General features: G+C 52.9%; 12 protein-coding genes. 2 read left to right on the forward strand and 10 right to left on the reverse strand.

Annotated features, from left to right (window positions below; genetic code table 11):
• Nucleotides 1-13 precede the first annotated feature (13 nt).
• Nucleotides 14-2,296 carry a formate C-acetyltransferase gene (gene pflB / locus ACS0RQ_RS18155; RefSeq protein WP_271850945.1) on the forward strand — a complete coding sequence of 761 codons (2,283 nt, stop codon included), beginning with the start codon at nucleotides 14-16 and terminating at the stop codon, nucleotides 2,294-2,296.
• A 325-nt stretch (nucleotides 2,297-2,621) separates the two neighbouring features.
• Nucleotides 2,622-3,362, forward strand: a complete 741-nt coding sequence (gene pflA, locus ACS0RQ_RS18160; RefSeq protein WP_039078540.1) for a pyruvate formate lyase 1-activating protein — start codon at nucleotides 2,622-2,624, stop codon at nucleotides 3,360-3,362.
• 32 nt (nucleotides 3,363-3,394) lie between these two features.
• Here the strand turns inward: pflA and ACS0RQ_RS18165 are convergent, their stop codons facing one another.
• From ACS0RQ_RS18165 to lrp, 10 genes are all read right to left on the reverse strand, one after another.
• A complete protein-coding gene (locus ACS0RQ_RS18165) occupies nucleotides 3,395-3,883 on the reverse strand; it encodes an anti-virulence regulator CigR family protein (RefSeq protein ID WP_271850948.1) in 489 nt (162 codons plus the stop codon).
• Between the two features lie 134 nt (nucleotides 3,884-4,017).
• On the reverse strand, nucleotides 4,018-5,166 hold the full coding sequence (locus ACS0RQ_RS18170; RefSeq protein WP_039078539.1) for an MFS transporter: 1,149 nt from the start codon (nucleotides 5,164-5,166) through the stop codon (nucleotides 4,018-4,020).
• A 277-nt stretch (nucleotides 5,167-5,443) separates the two neighbouring features.
• Nucleotides 5,444-6,307, reverse strand: coding sequence for a dimethyl sulfoxide reductase anchor subunit family protein (locus ACS0RQ_RS18175; RefSeq protein WP_271850946.1), 864 nt, complete (start codon nucleotides 6,305-6,307; stop codon nucleotides 5,444-5,446).
• Nucleotide 6,308: 1 nt separating this feature from the next.
• Nucleotides 6,309-6,926, reverse strand: coding sequence for a DMSO/selenate family reductase complex B subunit (locus ACS0RQ_RS18180; RefSeq protein ID WP_334632922.1), 618 nt, complete (start codon nucleotides 6,924-6,926; stop codon nucleotides 6,309-6,311).
• 10 nt (nucleotides 6,927-6,936) lie between these two features.
• Nucleotides 6,937-9,381 (reverse strand): dimethylsulfoxide reductase subunit A, encoded by a 2,445-nt coding sequence (gene dmsA, locus ACS0RQ_RS18185; RefSeq protein ID WP_271849774.1) that lies wholly within the window; start codon nucleotides 9,379-9,381, stop codon nucleotides 6,937-6,939.
• A 195-nt stretch (nucleotides 9,382-9,576) separates the two neighbouring features.
• The gene (gene serS / locus ACS0RQ_RS18190) at nucleotides 9,577-10,869 is read right to left on the reverse strand and encodes a serine--tRNA ligase (protein WP_271849775.1); all 1,293 of its coding nucleotides are present in this window, start codon (nucleotides 10,867-10,869) and stop codon (nucleotides 9,577-9,579) included.
• 93 nt (nucleotides 10,870-10,962) lie between these two features.
• Nucleotides 10,963-12,306 (reverse strand): replication-associated recombination protein RarA, encoded by a 1,344-nt coding sequence (gene rarA / locus ACS0RQ_RS18195; RefSeq protein ID WP_271849776.1) that lies wholly within the window; start codon nucleotides 12,304-12,306, stop codon nucleotides 10,963-10,965.
• Nucleotides 12,307-12,315: 9 nt separating this feature from the next.
• Complete coding sequence (lolA, locus tag ACS0RQ_RS18200; protein ID WP_271849777.1) at nucleotides 12,316-12,927, reverse strand: outer membrane lipoprotein periplasmic chaperone LolA; 612 nt, start codon at nucleotides 12,925-12,927, stop codon at nucleotides 12,316-12,318.
• 119 nt (nucleotides 12,928-13,046) lie between these two features.
• Nucleotides 13,047-16,706 carry a DNA translocase FtsK 4TM domain-containing protein gene (locus ACS0RQ_RS18205; RefSeq protein ID WP_271849778.1) on the reverse strand — a complete coding sequence of 1,220 codons (3,660 nt, stop codon included), beginning with the start codon at nucleotides 16,704-16,706 and terminating at the stop codon, nucleotides 13,047-13,049.
• 110 nt (nucleotides 16,707-16,816) lie between these two features.
• Nucleotides 16,817-17,311, reverse strand: coding sequence for a leucine-responsive transcriptional regulator Lrp (lrp, locus tag ACS0RQ_RS18210; protein WP_000228469.1), 495 nt, complete (start codon nucleotides 17,309-17,311; stop codon nucleotides 16,817-16,819).
• Nucleotides 17,312-17,517: the final 206 nt, after the last annotated feature.

Genomic DNA, 17,517 nt, shown 5'->3' on the forward strand with positions numbered 1-17,517 from the left:
AGGTAGGTGTTACATGTCCGAGCTTAATGAAAAGTTAGCCACAGCCTGGGAAGGTTTTGCGAAAGGTGACTGGCAGAAAGAAGTCAACGTACGCGACTTTATCCAGAAAAACTATACCCCTTACGAGGGTGACGAGTCCTTCCTGGCTGGCGCAACTGATGCGACCACCACGCTGTGGGACAAAGTAATGGAAGGCGTTAAACAGGAAAACCGCACCCACGCGCCTGTTGACTTCGACACCTCTGTTGCTTCTACCATCACCTCTCACGACGCTGGCTACATCAACAAAGCGCTTGAGAAAATCGTTGGTCTGCAGACTGAAGCACCGCTGAAACGTGCGATTATCCCGTTCGGTGGTATCAAAATGGTTGAAGGTTCCTGCAAAGCGTACAACCGCGAGCTGGACCCGGCCCTGAAAAAAATCTTCACTGAATACCGCAAAACTCATAACCAGGGCGTTTTTGACGTTTACACCAAAGACATCCTGAACTGCCGTAAATCTGGCGTGCTGACCGGTCTGCCGGATGCCTATGGCCGTGGCCGTATCATCGGTGACTACCGTCGCGTTGCGCTGTACGGTATCGACTTCCTGATGAAAGACAAATACGCTCAGTTCCTGTCTCTGCAGTCTGACATGGAAAACGGCGTAAACCTGGAAGCGACTATCCGTCTGCGTGAAGAAATCGCTGAACAGCACCGTGCTCTGGGTCAGATCAAAGAGATGGCCGCTAAATACGGTTGCGATATCTCTGGTCCGGCTACTACCGCTCAGGAAGCTATCCAGTGGACTTACTTCGGCTACCTGGCTGCTGTTAAATCCCAGAACGGCGCAGCAATGTCCTTCGGTCGTACCGCTACCTTCCTGGACGTGTTCATCGAACGCGACCTGAAAGCAGGCAAAATCACCGAACAAGAAGCGCAGGAAATGGTTGACCACCTGGTCATGAAACTGCGTATGGTCCGCTTCCTGCGTACCCCTGAGTATGATGAACTGTTCTCCGGCGACCCGATTTGGGCAACTGAATCTATCGGTGGTATGGGCGTTGATGGCCGTACTCTGGTTACCAAAAACAGCTTCCGTTTCCTGAACACCCTGTACACCATGGGGCCGTCTCCGGAGCCGAACATCACCATTCTGTGGTCTGAAAAACTGCCACTGAACTTCAAGAAATTTGCTGCGAAAGTCTCCATCGATACCTCTTCTCTGCAGTATGAGAACGATGATCTGATGCGTCCTGACTTCAACAATGATGACTATGCTATCGCTTGCTGCGTAAGCCCGATGGTCGTTGGTAAACAAATGCAGTTCTTCGGTGCTCGTGCTAACCTCGCGAAAACCATGCTGTATGCTATCAACGGCGGCGTTGATGAAAAACTGAAAATGCAGGTTGGTCCGAAATCTGAGCCGATCAAAGGCGATGTACTGAACTTCACCGAAGTGATGGATCGCATGGATCACTTCATGGACTGGCTGGCTAAACAGTATGTTACCGCGCTGAACGTCATCCACTATATGCACGACAAATACAGCTACGAAGCCTCTCTGATGGCGCTGCATGACCGTGACGTTATTCGTACCATGGCGTGTGGTATCGCAGGTCTGTCCGTTGCGGCTGACTCCCTGTCTGCTATCAAATATGCGAAAGTTAAACCGATTCGTGACGAAGACGGTCTGGCTGTTGACTTCGAAATCGAAGGCGAATACCCGCAGTTTGGTAACAACGATGCACGTGTAGATGACCTGGCTGTTGACCTGGTAGAACGTTTCATGAAGAAAATTCAGAAACTGACTACTTACCGTAACGCCATCCCGACACAGTCTGTTCTGACCATCACCTCTAACGTTGTGTATGGTAAGAAAACCGGTAACACCCCAGACGGTCGTCGCGCAGGTGCGCCGTTCGGACCAGGTGCTAACCCAATGCACGGTCGTGACCAGAAAGGTGCTGTTGCTTCTCTGACTTCCGTTGCTAAACTGCCGTTTGCCTACGCTAAAGATGGTATCTCTTACACCTTCTCTATCGTTCCGAACGCACTGGGTAAAGACGATGAAGTTCGTAAGACTAACCTGGCAGGTCTGATGGATGGTTACTTCCACCATGAAGCGTCCATCGAAGGTGGTCAGCACCTGAACGTGAACGTAATGAACCGCGAAATGCTGCTCGATGCGATGGAACATCCGGAAAAATATCCGCAACTGACCATCCGCGTATCTGGCTACGCAGTACGTTTTAACTCCCTGACTAAAGAACAGCAGCAGGACGTTATTACCCGTACTTTCACTCAGACCATGTAATTGGTGTAACCCGATGGAATTCGGGTTGCATCAAGGCGGCAAGCGCGAATCCCGATGAGCTTACTCACGTAAGTGATTCGGGTGAGTAAATGAAGCCAACAAAGATGCAGCCTTAAAGACGACGGGTATTGACTGAAATCGCGATTTAAAAAGCGTACAATAAAGGCTCCACACAAGTGGGGCCTTTTTAACACCCCTCTCCAGTCTGCTTTGCCAGATATCTATGCCAAGACGATGGATATCAGCCAAAATAGACTTAAACACAGCCGGTGAGCTGTGCATCAATACAGGCCCCGGATGGGCCACATCTGGAGAAAACACCGCAATGTCAGTTATTGGTCGCATCCACTCCTTTGAATCCTGTGGCACCGTTGATGGCCCAGGTATCCGCTTTATTACCTTCTTCCAGGGCTGCCTGATGCGTTGCCTGTATTGCCATAACCGCGATACCTGGGACACCCATGGCGGCAAAGAAATCACGGTAGAAGATCTGATGAAAGACGTGGTGACCTATCGTCACTTTATGAATGCGTCCGGCGGCGGCGTGACTGCCTCCGGAGGGGAAGCCATTTTGCAGGCGGAGTTTGTCCGCGACTGGTTCCGTGCCTGCAAAAAAGAGGGCATTCATACCTGTCTTGATACTAATGGCTTTGTTCGCCGTTACGATCCGGTGATTGATGAGCTGCTGGAAGTGACTGATCTGGTGATGCTCGATCTCAAACAGATGAATGATGAAATTCATCAGGATCTGGTGGGCGTTTCTAATCACCGTACGCTGGAGTTCGCGAAATATCTGGCGAATAAAAATATTAAGGTCTGGATCCGCTATGTTGTTGTACCGGGCTGGTCTGACGATGACGACTCCGCGCATCGCCTCGGTGAATTTACCCGCGATATGGGCAATGTCGAGAAAATCGAACTGCTGCCTTACCATGAGCTGGGTAAACACAAATGGGTGGCGATGGGTGAAGAGTATAAACTTGATGGCGTTCATCCGCCGAAGAAAGAGACCATGGAGCGCGTGAAAGGCATCCTGGAACAGTATGGTCACAAAGTGATGTATTAATTAAAACGCCCGGTTTCCCGGGCGTTATTATTTTATTTGAATACACCATTAATAATTGCCGTCACAACGGCAGTACTCAGCGCCACCAAAACTAAGTCGTCGCCTACAATTCTCCATTCATATCCCGGATAGGATGGTAACTGCCCCAGCATAGACGCAGGCACCGTTTTCTTCGCAATACCTGGCGGTAGTGCTTTACCGCGCGCAACGTTTTTTGCGATTCCCGGCGGCAAAGAGTCATAGCCCGTCAAGCCATAATTCACAGCCAGCGTACGCGCACGGTCGTAGCTGACATTCACCGAAACATCATTACCGTCTTTTTGTTTAGCGGATTTGTGTTGATTATTTGCCGAATGATTTCCGTTATCGCCATGAGAACCGGAATTGCCATGATTGCTGCTGTTGCCCTGCCCTCCGCCATTACCATTCCCATTACCAGGATTAGCCATAGCAGGTATTGATATAAGGGAACACGCGAGAAAAACAGCCAATGCGGCAGTATTGGAACGACGTAAAGACATCATGATGGAGGCCTTCTTAAAATGAATCCAGGCGCAGAATATCTGAGATATTCGACGGGTCACAATAGGGAGAACTCCCATAATGGAGGATTTTCGTCTGCAAAGAGAAAAAGCCTGCATATGCAGGCTTAAAATCAGGCATGCGCCACTGGCGTTGGATGCTGACCAGCTTTACGCATCAGCATTAGCAGATAGATAAAGGACACGCTGGCAATCATGATAAACAGCAGACTGTCGGAATAGCTCTGCATCAGCATCGCGGTCAACGTTGGTCCGGAGAGGCTGCCTACGGTATAGCTAAGCAGCAAAGCCTGGTTCATCGCCACCAATTGATGATATTCGACTTTTTCGCAGGCCCACGCCATCGCCACCGGATAGAGCGTAAAACCGGCAGTGCCCAATACAAACAACGCCGGGGCCATAGCCGCGTTGCTAAGCATTGCGAAACAGCCAAGGATCACAACAAAGACCTGAACACGCAGCACCAGCAGTCGTCCAAAACGATCTGCCAGGCGACCAATTGGCCATTGCCCAATGATACCGGAGCTCACCATTAACGCCATCCAGAACCCAATACCCGCATCACTGATGCCCTTATGGTTCAGATAAAGCGGCATCAACCCATACAAGGAGCCCAGAATGATCCCGGAAATAATGCAGCCATTAACGCCAAGCCGCGCCTGACGCAGGCGAAGCATAGGCCAGATTGCCGTAGTACCGTGAGATTCATCGCGCTGCTCCATAATGCGTGTGAAGAGTAACGGTAAAATCCCCGCCAGTATTAACCCCACCGCCCAGGGCAGCACATGCATCAGTTCAGTGGACAGTTTGCTCACCATCAACTGCCCCAGCACCGTGCCCACGTAATAGACCATCATATAGGCCGCCAGTAAGCGCCCGCGATTACGGGATGTTCCGCTGCACATCAATGCGCTTTCCACCACAACCCAAATCATTGCGCAACCGATACCCGCGACGAAACGCCAGCTAAGCCAGCTCCAGAAACCCACATTCAGCCCCAGCCCTGCACAACCAACCGCAAAGATGATGGATGCAATGTAATAACTGCGGTTAAAGCCAAGTCGCTGGATCACACGCCCGGTCAGCAGTGTCCCCAATAAGTTGCCGGTAAAATAGGATGAGCCGACCATTCCAACCTGCCACGTAGGCATGTTTTCATGGGCGAGCCAAAGCGGGACGAGCGTGTTCAGCACTGCAATCGCCAGCGTCAACAGCAGCAAGCCACAGAGCAACAAAAGCACTGGGCGAGTATAAGTGGGCATGGGTAAAAACCGTGAGGAAGTTCAAGATTCGTGCGCATCATGCCACTGGCAAAAACATTGTCAATCTACCACTTTTATCCATCGGTACGTTTTACGGCAGGACGATATATAAAACTAATCCAGCGAAGTTTCCATAGGGTTAAAAGTTTCATTACGTGATTGATTAGACTGGCTTATATCAGAATGACATCGACAGGGTTCAGTTGAAAAAATTCATGATAATTTATTGTGAGAACAGCCCTGAAAAGCCGGGACTTCCGCCCCGGCTGTTACAACGTTACCCTGCCACCGCCATACCCACGGTCATATGCAGACCGTAAAATACACCACGACCAATCATTTCCCCCACCAGCACCAGGACAAATGCCAGGCTCAGTAACGGGACCGCCGGGTAGTGGCCTTTCAGTTGTGGCGCCACCCAGCATACTACAGCCAGGACCAGTGCAACGACGCGCCATGCCATTAATGCGCCGTAATCCGGTACCAACGCAGACGCCTGCTGGACGGAGCTATGGATAGACGCAAGTTCACTTCCCTGCATCAGCACGACAATCATACTGGCAACCAGTGCAAGCATAGTAATCACTGGCAGCAGTCGCATTGCCCAGCCTTCAACGCCCACTATGCGCAGCAACAAATAGCCGAGTAGCGGGCCGCCAATGAACAGCGTCAGGAAGAAACTGAGCGGCGTCCAGAGCGTGTACCAGGTCGGTACCGTATCAATGGTGTTGTATACGCGCACCATCATCCAGACAAACACCACGCCCAGCACTGCCGTCACAATGAGCCACCACTGGCTCCCCCTCTGCGACAGTTTTCCCGCCATCGCCAGCAGCCAACCGATACCACCAACAGCAAAAAACAACGATCCTGAGGCAATTTCATTGCTTAATGCTGAGGAGCCGACCCGGTTAAGGGAGTTCAGCGCCCGCATTGGCGTACCGAGATGCAGCATTGATGCGATAAAGCCAATCCCCATCAGCACCCACAGACCGAACATCACGCGGATAATACGTTGCTGCGTCCCGGCGTGAGCATCACCTTTCAGGAGCGCCACAGCCAGTACAATGAAGCCACCCACCACACACTGGCCAAAGACAGTGAAGATCATCAGCGGCCATTCATGCCATCCGTTACCCATCTCACACCTCCAGCGGGTTTGCCAGATAGCCGGTGGTATCCCCTGTCGGGCGGCTGTTGGCGTTAGGTTTAATCACGATGCACGGCTTCGTGAAGTGCGACGCCGGGAGCGGGGCGACAGCCGCCAGCTCACCGTATTTTTTACGCAACTCGTCAATGGGGCCGAAGTCCAGCGCACGCAGCGGGCAGGATTCCACGCAAATCGGCTTATGCCCCTCGGCAACACGACTGTAGCAGCCGTCGCATTTGGTCATATGGCCTTTTTCAGCGTTGAACTGCGGCGCACCGTACGGGCAGGCCATATGGCAGTAACGACAGCCGATGCAGATATCTTCGTCCACCACCACAAAGCCATCTTCGCGTTTGTGCATCGCCCCGCTGGGGCAGACTTTGGTACAGGCCGGATCCTCGCAGTGATTACAGGCGATGGAGAGGTAATAGGCGAAAACGTTCTGGTGCCAGACGCCGTTATCTTCCTGCCAGTCTCCCCCTGCGTATTCGTAAATGCGGCGGAAGCTGACATCCGGGGTTAAGTTCTTGTAATCCTTACACGCCAGCTCACAGGTTTTACAGCCGGTGCAGCGTGCGGAGTCGATATAAAATCCATATTGCGTAGCCATCTTTTACTCCTTACGCCTTCTCGACCTGAACAAGGTTAGTGTGCGATGGGTTACCCTTCGCCAACGGTGAGGGACGCTGAGTCGTCAGGACATTGATGCAACCTGCCTGGTCTATACCTTTCGCATCCGGCGCATACCAGGCACCTTCGCTCAGAGCAACTACGCCCGGCATCATGCGCGGCGTCACCTTTGCTTCAATATGAACTTCGCCACGATCGTTAAAAATACGTACTCGATCACCGTTGATTATCCCACGTTTGCGCGCATCAATCGGGTTGATCCACATCTCCTGCCGACAGGCCGCTTTCAATACATCAACGTTGCCATAGGTTGAGTGCGTACGGGACTTATAGTGGAAACCGGTAAGCTGCAAGGGGAATGTTTTGTTCAGCGGATCGTTGTAATTCTCGAACCCTGGGGTATAAATCGGCAGGGGATCGATAACATCGCCTTCCGACAATTCCCAGGTCGACGCGATCGTTGCCAGCGCTTCCGAATAGATCTCGATCTTACCTGACGGTGTGGTCAGCGGGTTGGCCTGTGGATCGTCGCGGAACTCTTTATAGGCGACGTAGTGCCCATCAGGATCGCGCTGTTTGAACATCCCCTGCTGACGGAAGGTGTCAAAATCCGGCAAATCCGGGATCGCTTTACGTGAAAGGGTGTACAAATGACGCATCCACTCTTCCTGGGTGCGACCTTCGGTAAACTGCTGCTCAACGCCAAGACGTTTTGCCAGCCCGGACATCATGTCGTAGATGGTTTTACAGTCGAAACGCGGCTTAATGACCTGATCATTAAAAATGACGTAAGACATATTGCCGCAGGAGGCATCCAGCGCGAAGTCCATCTGCTCAGACGCCGTGCAATCTGGCAGCAAAATATCGGCATATTTTGCTGATGACGTCATATGGCAATCAATCACCACAATCAGCTCGCATTTTTTATCATCCTGCAGGATGTTATGCGTACGGTTGATATCTGAATGCTGGTTGATGAGGCAGTTGCCAGCATAGTTCCAGATCATCTTAATAGGCACATCCAGCTTATCTTTACCACGTACACCATCGCGCAGCGCCGTCATCTCTGGGCCTCGCTCAATGGCATCCGTCCACAAGAACATAGAAATGCTGGTTTTTACCGGGTTCTCCAGTGTCGGCATTCGTTCGAACGGCAGATCGTATGACCCCTCGCGAGCCCCTGTGTTGCCGCCGTGGATCCCGACATTGCCCGTAAGGATAGCCAGCATTGAAATCGCACGGGTCGCAATCTCACCGTTGGCATGGCGCTGTGGCCCCCATCCCTGGCTGATAAACGCGGGTTTGGTGCTACCGATTTCTCGTGCCAGCTTAACAATACGCTCGGCAGGAACACCGGTAATTGTCGACGCCCACTCAGGCGTTTTGGCCACACCGTCTTTCCCCTGCCCAAGAATATAGGCTTTGTAATGACCATTGGCAGGTGCACTGGCGGGCAATGTTTTTTCGTCGTAACCAACGCAGTACTTATCGAGGAATGGCTGATCAACAAGGTTTTCCGTAATCAGCACCCATGCAATGCCGTTTACCAGTGCGGCGTCTGTACCTGGACGAATGGGGATCCACTCATCTTCACGTCCCGCGCCAGTATCGGTATAACGCGGATCGACGATGATCATTCGGGCATTCGATTTTGCCCTCGCCTGTTCAAGATAATAGGTCACCCCGCCACCGCTCATACGCGTTTCGCCTGGGTTGTTACCAAATAGCACGACCAGCTTACTGTTTTCGATATCTGACGGACTGTTACCCGCCGCCCAGCCACCGTAAGTGTAATTAAGCCCCGCAGCGATTTGTGCTGAGGAGTAGTCGCCATAATGGTTAAGGTAACCGCCACAACAGTTCATCAGGCGTGCCACCAGCGTTTTTCCCGGTGGCCACGAACGCGTCATTGTACCGCCCAGCGTACCGGTACCATAATTCAGATAGATGGATTCGTTACCGTAGTCTTTAATAAGACGCATCATATTCTGAGCGATCGTGTCGTAAGCTTCCTCCCAACTGATTCGCTCGAATTTACCTTCGCCGCGTTTGCCAACGCGCTTCATCGGATATTTCAGACGATCGGGATTGTAGACACGACGGCGCATTGAGCGGCCACGAAGGCAGGCGCGAACCTGATGCAATCCATCGTAGTTATCATCGCCTGTATTGTCAGTTTCGACGTATTTAATTTCGCCATCGACGACATGCATGCGCAGCGGACATCGGCTACCGCAATTGACCGTACAGGCACTCCAGACAACTTTTTCACTGGTGGAAGGTGGAGAAATGGCATCAGCGGCGCTGACGAGTCGGGAAAAAGGTAAAGTGAAGGCACTTCCTGCCGCCGCGAGCCCGCCAATAGCGGTTGTTCTCATCAGCCCACGTCGACTCACCTCCACACCGAGTAGTGTATCGGGGGTCTTAATTTTCATATGTACTCACTTTGCTCACAGAATTAAGAATATAGAATCGTTATATAATTTCTTATATTACGAAATTCCATTTTTTTAGTGTTTTATTCTGACCTGCAAAACGAGTATTAACCCTATTCTTGTTAAGCTTATTGTCGAAAATCAAGCAGGGATAAAAAAAGCGCCCTCAGGCGCTTTTTATAAGAAATAAGAGGCTTAACCGATATACTCGAGCCCACGCATATAAGGACGCAGGACTGCCGGTATCTCAATCCGACCGTCGGCTTGCTGATAGTTTTCCAGCACCGCGACCAGCGTACGACCGACCGCCAGACCGGACCCGTTCAGGGTATGTACCAGGCGTGTTTTTTTATCGGATTTGCTACGGCAACGAGCCTGCATACGGCGCGCCTGGAAGTCCCAGACGTTGGAGCAGGAGGAGATTTCGCGATAGGTATTTTGCGCCGGTACCCACACTTCCAGGTCGAATGTTTTGCAGGCACCAAAACCCATGTCACCCGTGCAGAGTGCAACACGACGGTACGGCAGGCCGAGCAGCTCCAGCACCTTTTCCGCGTGACCGGTCATCTCTTCGAGTGCTGCCATAGAGTCTTCCGGACGAACAATCTGTACCATCTCGACTTTGTCGAACTGGTGCATACGGATCAGACCGCGCGTATCACGACCATAAGAACCGGCTTCTGAACGGAAGCATGGTGAATGCGCCGTCAGCTTAATCGGCAAGTCGTCTTCGTCGATGATTTCATCGCGGACAAGGTTAGTCAGCGGCACTTCTGCGGTCGGAATCAGCGCATAGTTACTGCTGTCAGCTTCTTCCTCCAGCGGACGCGTGTGGAACAGATCGCCCGCGAACTTCGGCAATTGCCCCGTACCGTAGAGCGTATCCTGGTTAACCAGATACGGAACATAGGTCTCGCTATAGCCGTGCTGCTCGGTATGCAGGTCGAGCATAAACTGCGCCAGTGCACGATGCAGGTGAGCGATTTGACCTTTCATTACCACAAAACGGGAGCCGGTCAGTTTAACCGCTGCAGCAAAATCCAGCCCCGCGTGCATTTCGCCGAGCGAGACATGGTCACGAATTTCAAAGTCGAACTGACGCGGCGTACCCCAGCGTTTCACTTCAACGTTGTCGTTTTCATCTTTACCAACCGGAACGCTGTCATCCGGAATGTTGGGGATTGCCAGCGCGATATCACGGATTTCCGCCAGCAGCGTTTCCAGCTCGGCTTTCGCCGCGTCCAGTTGTTCACCCAGTTTGTTCACTTCCAGGCGTAATGGCTCAATGTCTTCCCCGCGCGCTTTCGCCTGGCCGATGGATTTCGATCGCGAGTTACGCTCTGCCTGCAGGTTTTCGGTGTTTACCTGCAAAACTTTGCGACGTTCTTCAAGAGCGCGCAATTTATCTACATCCAGCTTAAAGCCCCGGCGTGCCAGTTTTTCTGCGACTGCGTCTGGCTCGGTACGCAGCAGATTGGGATCGAGCATGCTTATCCTGTGCTTATCGAATTGAAAAAATGAGAAAGTGACCGCAGCCTGCGGCCACAGAGATACACCGACAACATTACCGCAACGCCACTCTCAGCGATAGCGTTTTGTGGGGCTTTTATGATCCTGTTCAGCGAGCCAGGCGAGCTTTTCGCCAATCTTGCCTTCAAGGCCTCTGTTTGTCGGATGATAATAGCGTGTTTGTGCTAACTCTTCGGGGAAATAAGACTCGCCAGCCGCATAGGCATTGGGTTCGTCATGAGCATAGCGATACTCCTGACCATAACCCATCTCTTTCATCAGTCTGGTTGGCGCATTACGTAAATGGGCGGGAACGTCGTAATCCGGACGTTCGCGCGCATCCGCCAGTGCGGCTTTGAAGGCGGTATAAACCGCATTACTTTTCGGGGCACAGGCCAGATAAACAATCGCCTGCGCAATAGCCCGCTCACCCTCCGCAGGCCCAACGCGGGTGAAACAATCCCAGGCCGAAATAGCCACCTGCATCGCGCGCGGATCGGCGTTACCAACATCCTCAGACGCAATCGCCAGACAGCGGCGCGCCACGTATAATGGATCGCCCCCGGCGCTGATAATACGTGCATACCAGTACAACGCCGCATCTGGCGCACTACCGCGCACAGACTTATGCAGCGCTGAGATCAAATCGTAGAAACGGTCGCCCTTGTTATCAAAACGCGCACTACGCTCACCGGCAATCTCCGTCAGAAGCGAGGGCTGCAGGACGCGCTTACCGGAGTCATCCATCTCAGCCATGTCGGCCATCATTTCCAGCGTATTGAGCGCCCGGCGCGCATCGCCGTTGACCAGCTCAGCAATCGCGCTACGGGTCTCATCCGGCAGAGAAATATCCTGACCGCCATAGCCCCGCGCCTTATCTTCCATCGCTTGCGTTAATACCTGTTCAATATCCGCTGTTGTCAAAGATTTCAGCAGATAGACGCGCGCACGAGAGAGCAAAGCGGAATTGAGTTCGAATGAGGGATTTTCGGTGGTAGCACCAATAAAGGTGATCGTACCGTCTTCAATATGGGGTAAAAAGGCATCCTGCTGGCTTTTGTTAAAGCGATGGACTTCATCAACAAACAGGATCGTGCGACGCCCCGCATTGCGATTTTGCCGGGCTCGCTCAATAGCTTCACGAATCTCTTTCACACCCGACGTGACCGCAGAAATGCGTTCAACATCGGCACTGGCATAGCGGGCAATCACCTCTGCCAGCGTCGTTTTTCCCGTTCCGGGCGGTCCCCACAAAATCATCGAATGCAGATGACCGGCTTCAATCGCCCGAGGCAGGGGTTTACCCGGAGCCAGCAGATGTTGCTGACCTATATATTGCGCCAAATTTTCTGGCCGCATACGCGCGGCCAGAGGTTGAAACGCATTGTCGGAAAAATCGAGCGACAGATTGCTCACGCATGCCTCTTACTTACGTTGATCGTCGACCGTTACACCTTTTGGCGGAGTAAAGGTAAACTTAGCAGCATCTACCGTGCCATTTTGCTGGGCTTTTAGCTGGTAGTTACTTTTCTGGTCATCCTGCTCAATCGCGCTGAACTGGTGAATGGTGCCATCACTGCCAACGTTGATCGTGAACTGCTTGAGGTTGCCATTGCTGCTTTTTGGTGTCAGGACAAAATCATCGCCGTTCTGCTGAATATTGTACTGCTGCCAGTCACTACTCTGGTTACGCGCAATCAGCATAAACGGTGTGTTGCTGGTAGCATCCTTCAGCCAGGTTGCCGTAGCCTGCTCAACAAACGGGTTGTAGAACCACAATGTTTTCCCATCGGAAACAAGGACACTCTCATCGGGTTGCGTCATGTGCCAGTTGAACAGATTTGGACGCTTGACCCATAAATCGCCCTGACCTTCCTGTACCGCCGCACCGCTTCCGTCCGTCACTTTTTGGGTAAAGCTTGCATGGAAACTGCTCACTTTGTCGAGACGGCTTTTCAGATCGCTGGAAGCATCCGCCCACACGCTGCTCACCATAAAGCTGCCAAGTAACGCACAGGTTATCGCGATTTTTTTCATTGTTTTTCCTCAAAAACGTCGCTCCCGGTACGGGAGAACACTTCTGTCACTCTAAAAGCTCATTGCCACAAGTGACAGAAGAAAAGACTGAATTTTTACGGCTTTACCGATCTTTGCAATCACTCGAACGGCGGAGGCGCTAACACCTCACGGTTACCATTATGCCCCTGCTCGCTGACGATGCCCTGCGCTTCCATTTGCTCAATGATACGCGCCGCGCGGTTATAACCGATACGGAACTGACGCTGTACGCCAGAGATGGAAGCCTTGCGTTTTTCGGTGACGAAATTAACCGCCTGGTCGAATAACGGATCCAGCTCTTCACCGCCGTCAAAACCACCGCCGCCGCCCCCTTCGCTTTCGCTATCGGAGGTAATACCGTCAACGTATTGCGGACGACCGCGCGCTTTCCAGTCCTGCACCACGGCATGCACTTCCTGGTCACGCACAAACGCACCATGGACACGTACCGGCATGGTCGAGTTTGGCCCTGAGTAAAGCATATCCCCCATCCCTAGCAGCGATTCTGCACCGCCCTGGTCAAGGATGGTACGGGAGTCGATTTTGCTCGACACGGTAAAAGCGATACGGGTCGGGATGTTGGCTTTAATCAGACCGGTGATAACGTCAACAGAAGGACGCTGCGTCGCCAGCACCAGGTGAATACCCGCAGCACGCGCTTTCTGCGCCAGGCGGGCAATCAACTCTTCCACCTTTTTACCTACGGTCATCATCAGGTCAGCAAATTCGTCGACCAGCACGACGATGTACGGCAGTTTTTCCAGCACCGGATGCTCAATCGCCATGCTGTCACACGGTTTCCAGTATGGATCCGGAATTGGGCGCCCCATTTTCGCCGCTTCGGCGATTTTTTCGTTATACCCCGCGAGATTACGTACGCCAAGCGCCGACATCAGTTTGTACCGACGTTCCATCTCATTAACGCTCCAGCGCAATGCGTTGGCAGCGTCTTTCATGTCGGTGACCACTTCTGTCAGCAAATGCGGGATACCTTCGTACACGGAAAGCTCCAGCATTTTCGGGTCGATCATGATGAATTTCACGTCTTCCGGCTGCGCTTTGTAGAGCATGCTGAGGATCATGGCATTAACCCCAACGGATTTACCTGAACCCGTGGTCCCCGCGACTAACAGGTGGGGCATTTTGGCCAAATCAGCAATCACCGGCTCGCCACCGATATCATTGCCTAACACGACGGTCAAAGGCGATGGGCTTTCGCGGAATTTCGCGCAGTCCAGCACTTCGCGCAGATAAACGGTCTGACGCTTTTTATTCGGTAACTCCAGACCAACGTAAGGTTTACCTGGAATCACTTCTACAACACGAACCGCTGCGGTCGACAAGGAACGCGCCAGGTCACGCGACAGGTTAGAAATTCGTGCCGCTTTCACGCCCGGCGCCAGGTTCAGTTCAAAACGTGTAATCACCGGACCCGGAGAATAGTTCACCACGTCAGCTTTAATACGGAAATCGGCCAGGCGCGCTTCCACCAGACGAGCCATTTGCTCCAGCGCGAAAGTATCAACCGGCTCAATCTCAGCCGGCGGTGGCGTCAGCAAATCCAGCGAAGGCAGTAGTGTCGTCGGTTTTGGCAACGGGCGGCTGTCACCGTTACGCATCAACAGCGGATGAATCAGGCTTTCCTGAGGTGCAGGTGCTTGTGGTCTGGTCGCTGCAGGTTGCGCATGGACAGGCGCGGAAGGCTGAGCAGTATAATTTACAGCAGGCTGCTGCGTTGGCTGTTCAGCTTCTGGCATCACGCCAGGCGTAAACAATGGCTCACCAGGGCCATCATCTACCAGCGCTTTAAACGGCGAGAATGCAAAATCATCAGCTGAAAAGGCATGAGCCCCTGTCGGCTGCTCACCGGAATAGCGCTGCTGCTGGGTGGCGGCAAACTGACGCGCCAGTTCAGCCTCTTCGGCCTCATCGTCATCAAGAATGGGGGCTGTCGTATCGTGCTGATACTCCTCGCCATAGCGGTTCTGCTGACTCGTCGCGAACTGTTGCGCCAACTCATGTTGTTGCAGCATGTCGGCATCATCATCATCCAGCGCACCATTTTGTTGGCGCCCGGCTTCACGTGCGCGCTCTTCTGCCATCCGCTGCGATGGCAGTTTGATGCCATAGGAAGCCAGCTCACGCCGGGTAGGCACGCGGACACGGTTCGGGCGCGGCAGTTGTGGTCCAATGCCCTCTTTCACCTGCGGACGAGCAGCACCGCCATCGGCAAGACTAAACACCGGTGCAGTAGCCACTGCCGCTGTCGAAGCGACATCTTTCGCACCTGCAACAGGCGCGACTGTCGGCACAACGCTGGGTTCAACAGGCGTTGTCGGCGCAGCAGGAACAGAAGGCATTGCTGGCGCGACCGGACGCGTCGATTCTTGTACCGGCTCCGGGATGGGCTGATACCAGGCGGCGAGCTGTTCACGCTCACGTGCTCGCTGGGCTTCAACCTCTTCAAAATAGTAAAGTGGCGGGCGCGTCTGCTTCACCTCTTCTACCGCTTCCGGCTCAATCTCTGGCGCTGGCGCGGGCTCTTCGTATTGAGGCTCTTGCCACGCCTGATATGCTTGCGGCTGTGGTGCGACTGGCGGCGCTTCCGGCTGCCACTCATTATTCTGTGCAGGCGCGGCGTAATGCGAAAGCGGAACCTGCTCGGGCTCTGGCTCATATTGCGCCGCATAGTCGCCAGAAACTGGCTGCCACGGCGGCGTTTCCACCGGAGGCTGGACCACCGGGCTGGCTGGCGCAGCATACGCCTGTGCCGCTGTCATGGCTGCAGCGGCGGCTGAAACAGGTTCGGTTGCGCGTTGCCCGCTTAACAGCGGATCGTAAGCGTCGATATCCGGCTGTGTGGCTCTATGACCAGAAAACAGGACATCATCAGCATCTGCTGCGACACCGCGGGCACTGTAGGCGATCTCCTCTTCATCATCATCCATCCGTTTTCCGGAGAACAATGCTGCGTCGGTTTTACGGCCAAGAGGATTGGCGAATTTCTCCGCGACGCGTTTACGGCGCGCCAGTGCTCCACGCAGAATACGGGCACGACGCGATTCGCGCGGGGCTGCGGGCTCGTCGTCGTACTCCTCTTCTTCCTCGTATTCCTCTTCATCAACCCAGGTATCGTCACGGCGCGTGCGATTACTGGCGAAGGTGAGAATACCGAGGATAATGCCACCGAGTTTTTCAGCAATGGTCACCCAGGACCAGCCAGTAAACAGCGTGAGCCCGGCTGCCCATACACACAATAAGGCGATGGTGCCCCCGCTACTATGCAGCAGCGGTTGCAACGTTGTGCTCAGCAAACTACCGATGACGCCGCCAGAGGCGAAATACCAGATATCGTCAGCGTTGATAGCCGCCAGACCGCAAGAGGTCAGGATCAGCGCCAGCGCACCAATAAGACGTAATGAAACGGCGAAATAATCGATAAAGTCTTCATTGGCACGATGTCGATAAGCAAACCAGCAACCACCGATGATAATCACCGGCAGGGTGTAAGCCATTACACCGAAAATGAAGAATAATGTATCCGCAAGCCACGCTCCCGGCGCGCCACCCAGATTATGTATGGGTTCATGCCACGCGGTTTGCGACCAACTGGGATCGGAAGGATTAAAACTAATGAGGGCCGCCATTAACCAGACGGCAAACAGAGAAACAAGGATCAGCAACGCCTCAAGGAGTCGACGCCCGCTGCTTAGCTTGGTTAGTGTGACTTCTTTGTCTTCTGTGTATTCCTGGCTCAAGTAAGGCTCTCCAGCTAAAACGGACAACAGCGCCGGGTCACCCCGGCACTGTTGCTGTATGGATTAACAGGAGTGTAATCAAAAAAAGCTGATTTTGCACCTGTTCCGTATTAGCGCGTCTTGATAACCAGACGGTTGCTCTGTTTGACTTCTTCCATCACCACATAAGTACGGGTGTCATTCACGCCCGGCAGTCGCAGCAGGGTTTCCCCTAGCAGTTTGCGATAAGCAGACATATCCGGCACACGTGTTTTCAACAGGTAGTCGAAATCACCGGACACCAAATGACACTCTTGAATTTCTTCAAGTTTTTGTACTGCGGCGTTAAATTGCTCAAACACATCCGGGGCGCCACGATTCAGAGTAATCTCAACAAATACCAGAAGTGATGCATCCAGATAATGCGGGTTCAGCAGCGCTGTATAGCCCTGAATGAAGCCCTGTCTTTCCAGCCTGCGCACGCGCTCAAGGCACGGCGTAGGAGAAAGTCCCACTCGTTTAGAAAGCTCGACGTTGGAAATACGCCCATCTTTTTGCAATTCGTTCAGAATATTACGATCAATGCGGTCGAGATCTTTGCCAGGGCGCTTCTTGCTATCTACCATTATTATTGTCTCTCTGTATTCCTTCCCTACTCCTGTCTTGACCCTGTGCACTTCACTGTTCAGGGTCTTTGCCCGTCGCTTTACGTGCGGGTTAATAACGATAACGCCGCATGTAATCCCAGGGTCTGCATTAAGAAGTCCGTTGCCATACGGCAGCTATCGACATCACGAATGGCGTCTGTCCACGCCATGCGTAGATTTCGCTA

The organism is Phytobacter diazotrophicus (assembly GCF_052061655.1).
In the GTDB taxonomy this organism is placed as follows: domain Bacteria; phylum Pseudomonadota; class Gammaproteobacteria; order Enterobacterales; family Enterobacteriaceae; genus Phytobacter; species Phytobacter diazotrophicus.

Excerpts from the sequence above, each read along its gene's own strand:
- pflB (WP_271850945.1), top strand. The coding sequence starts at position 14 with ATGTCCGAGCTTAATGAAAAGTTAGCCACAGCCTGGGAAGGTTTTGCG.
- ACS0RQ_RS18175 (WP_271850946.1), bottom strand. The coding sequence starts at position 6,307 with ATGGGTAACGGATGGCATGAATGGCCGCTGATGATCTTCACTGTCTTT.
- ACS0RQ_RS18170 (WP_039078539.1), bottom strand. The coding sequence starts at position 5,166 with ATGCCCACTTATACTCGCCCAGTGCTTTTGTTGCTCTGTGGCTTGCTG.
- serS (WP_271849775.1), bottom strand. The coding sequence starts at position 10,869 with ATGCTCGATCCCAATCTGCTGCGTACCGAGCCAGACGCAGTCGCAGAA.
- dmsA (WP_271849774.1), bottom strand. The coding sequence starts at position 9,381 with ATGAAAATTAAGACCCCCGATACACTACTCGGTGTGGAGGTGAGTCGA.
- pflA (WP_039078540.1), top strand. The coding sequence starts at position 2,622 with ATGTCAGTTATTGGTCGCATCCACTCCTTTGAATCCTGTGGCACCGTT.
- lrp (WP_000228469.1), bottom strand. The coding sequence starts at position 17,311 with ATGGTAGATAGCAAGAAGCGCCCTGGCAAAGATCTCGACCGCATTGAT.
- ACS0RQ_RS18165 (WP_271850948.1), bottom strand. The coding sequence starts at position 3,883 with ATGTCTTTACGTCGTTCCAATACTGCCGCATTGGCTGTTTTTCTCGCG.
- lolA (WP_271849777.1), bottom strand. The coding sequence starts at position 12,927 with ATGAAAAAAATCGCGATAACCTGTGCGTTACTTGGCAGCTTTATGGTG.
- ACS0RQ_RS18180 (WP_334632922.1), bottom strand. The coding sequence starts at position 6,926 with ATGGCTACGCAATATGGATTTTATATCGACTCCGCACGCTGCACCGGC.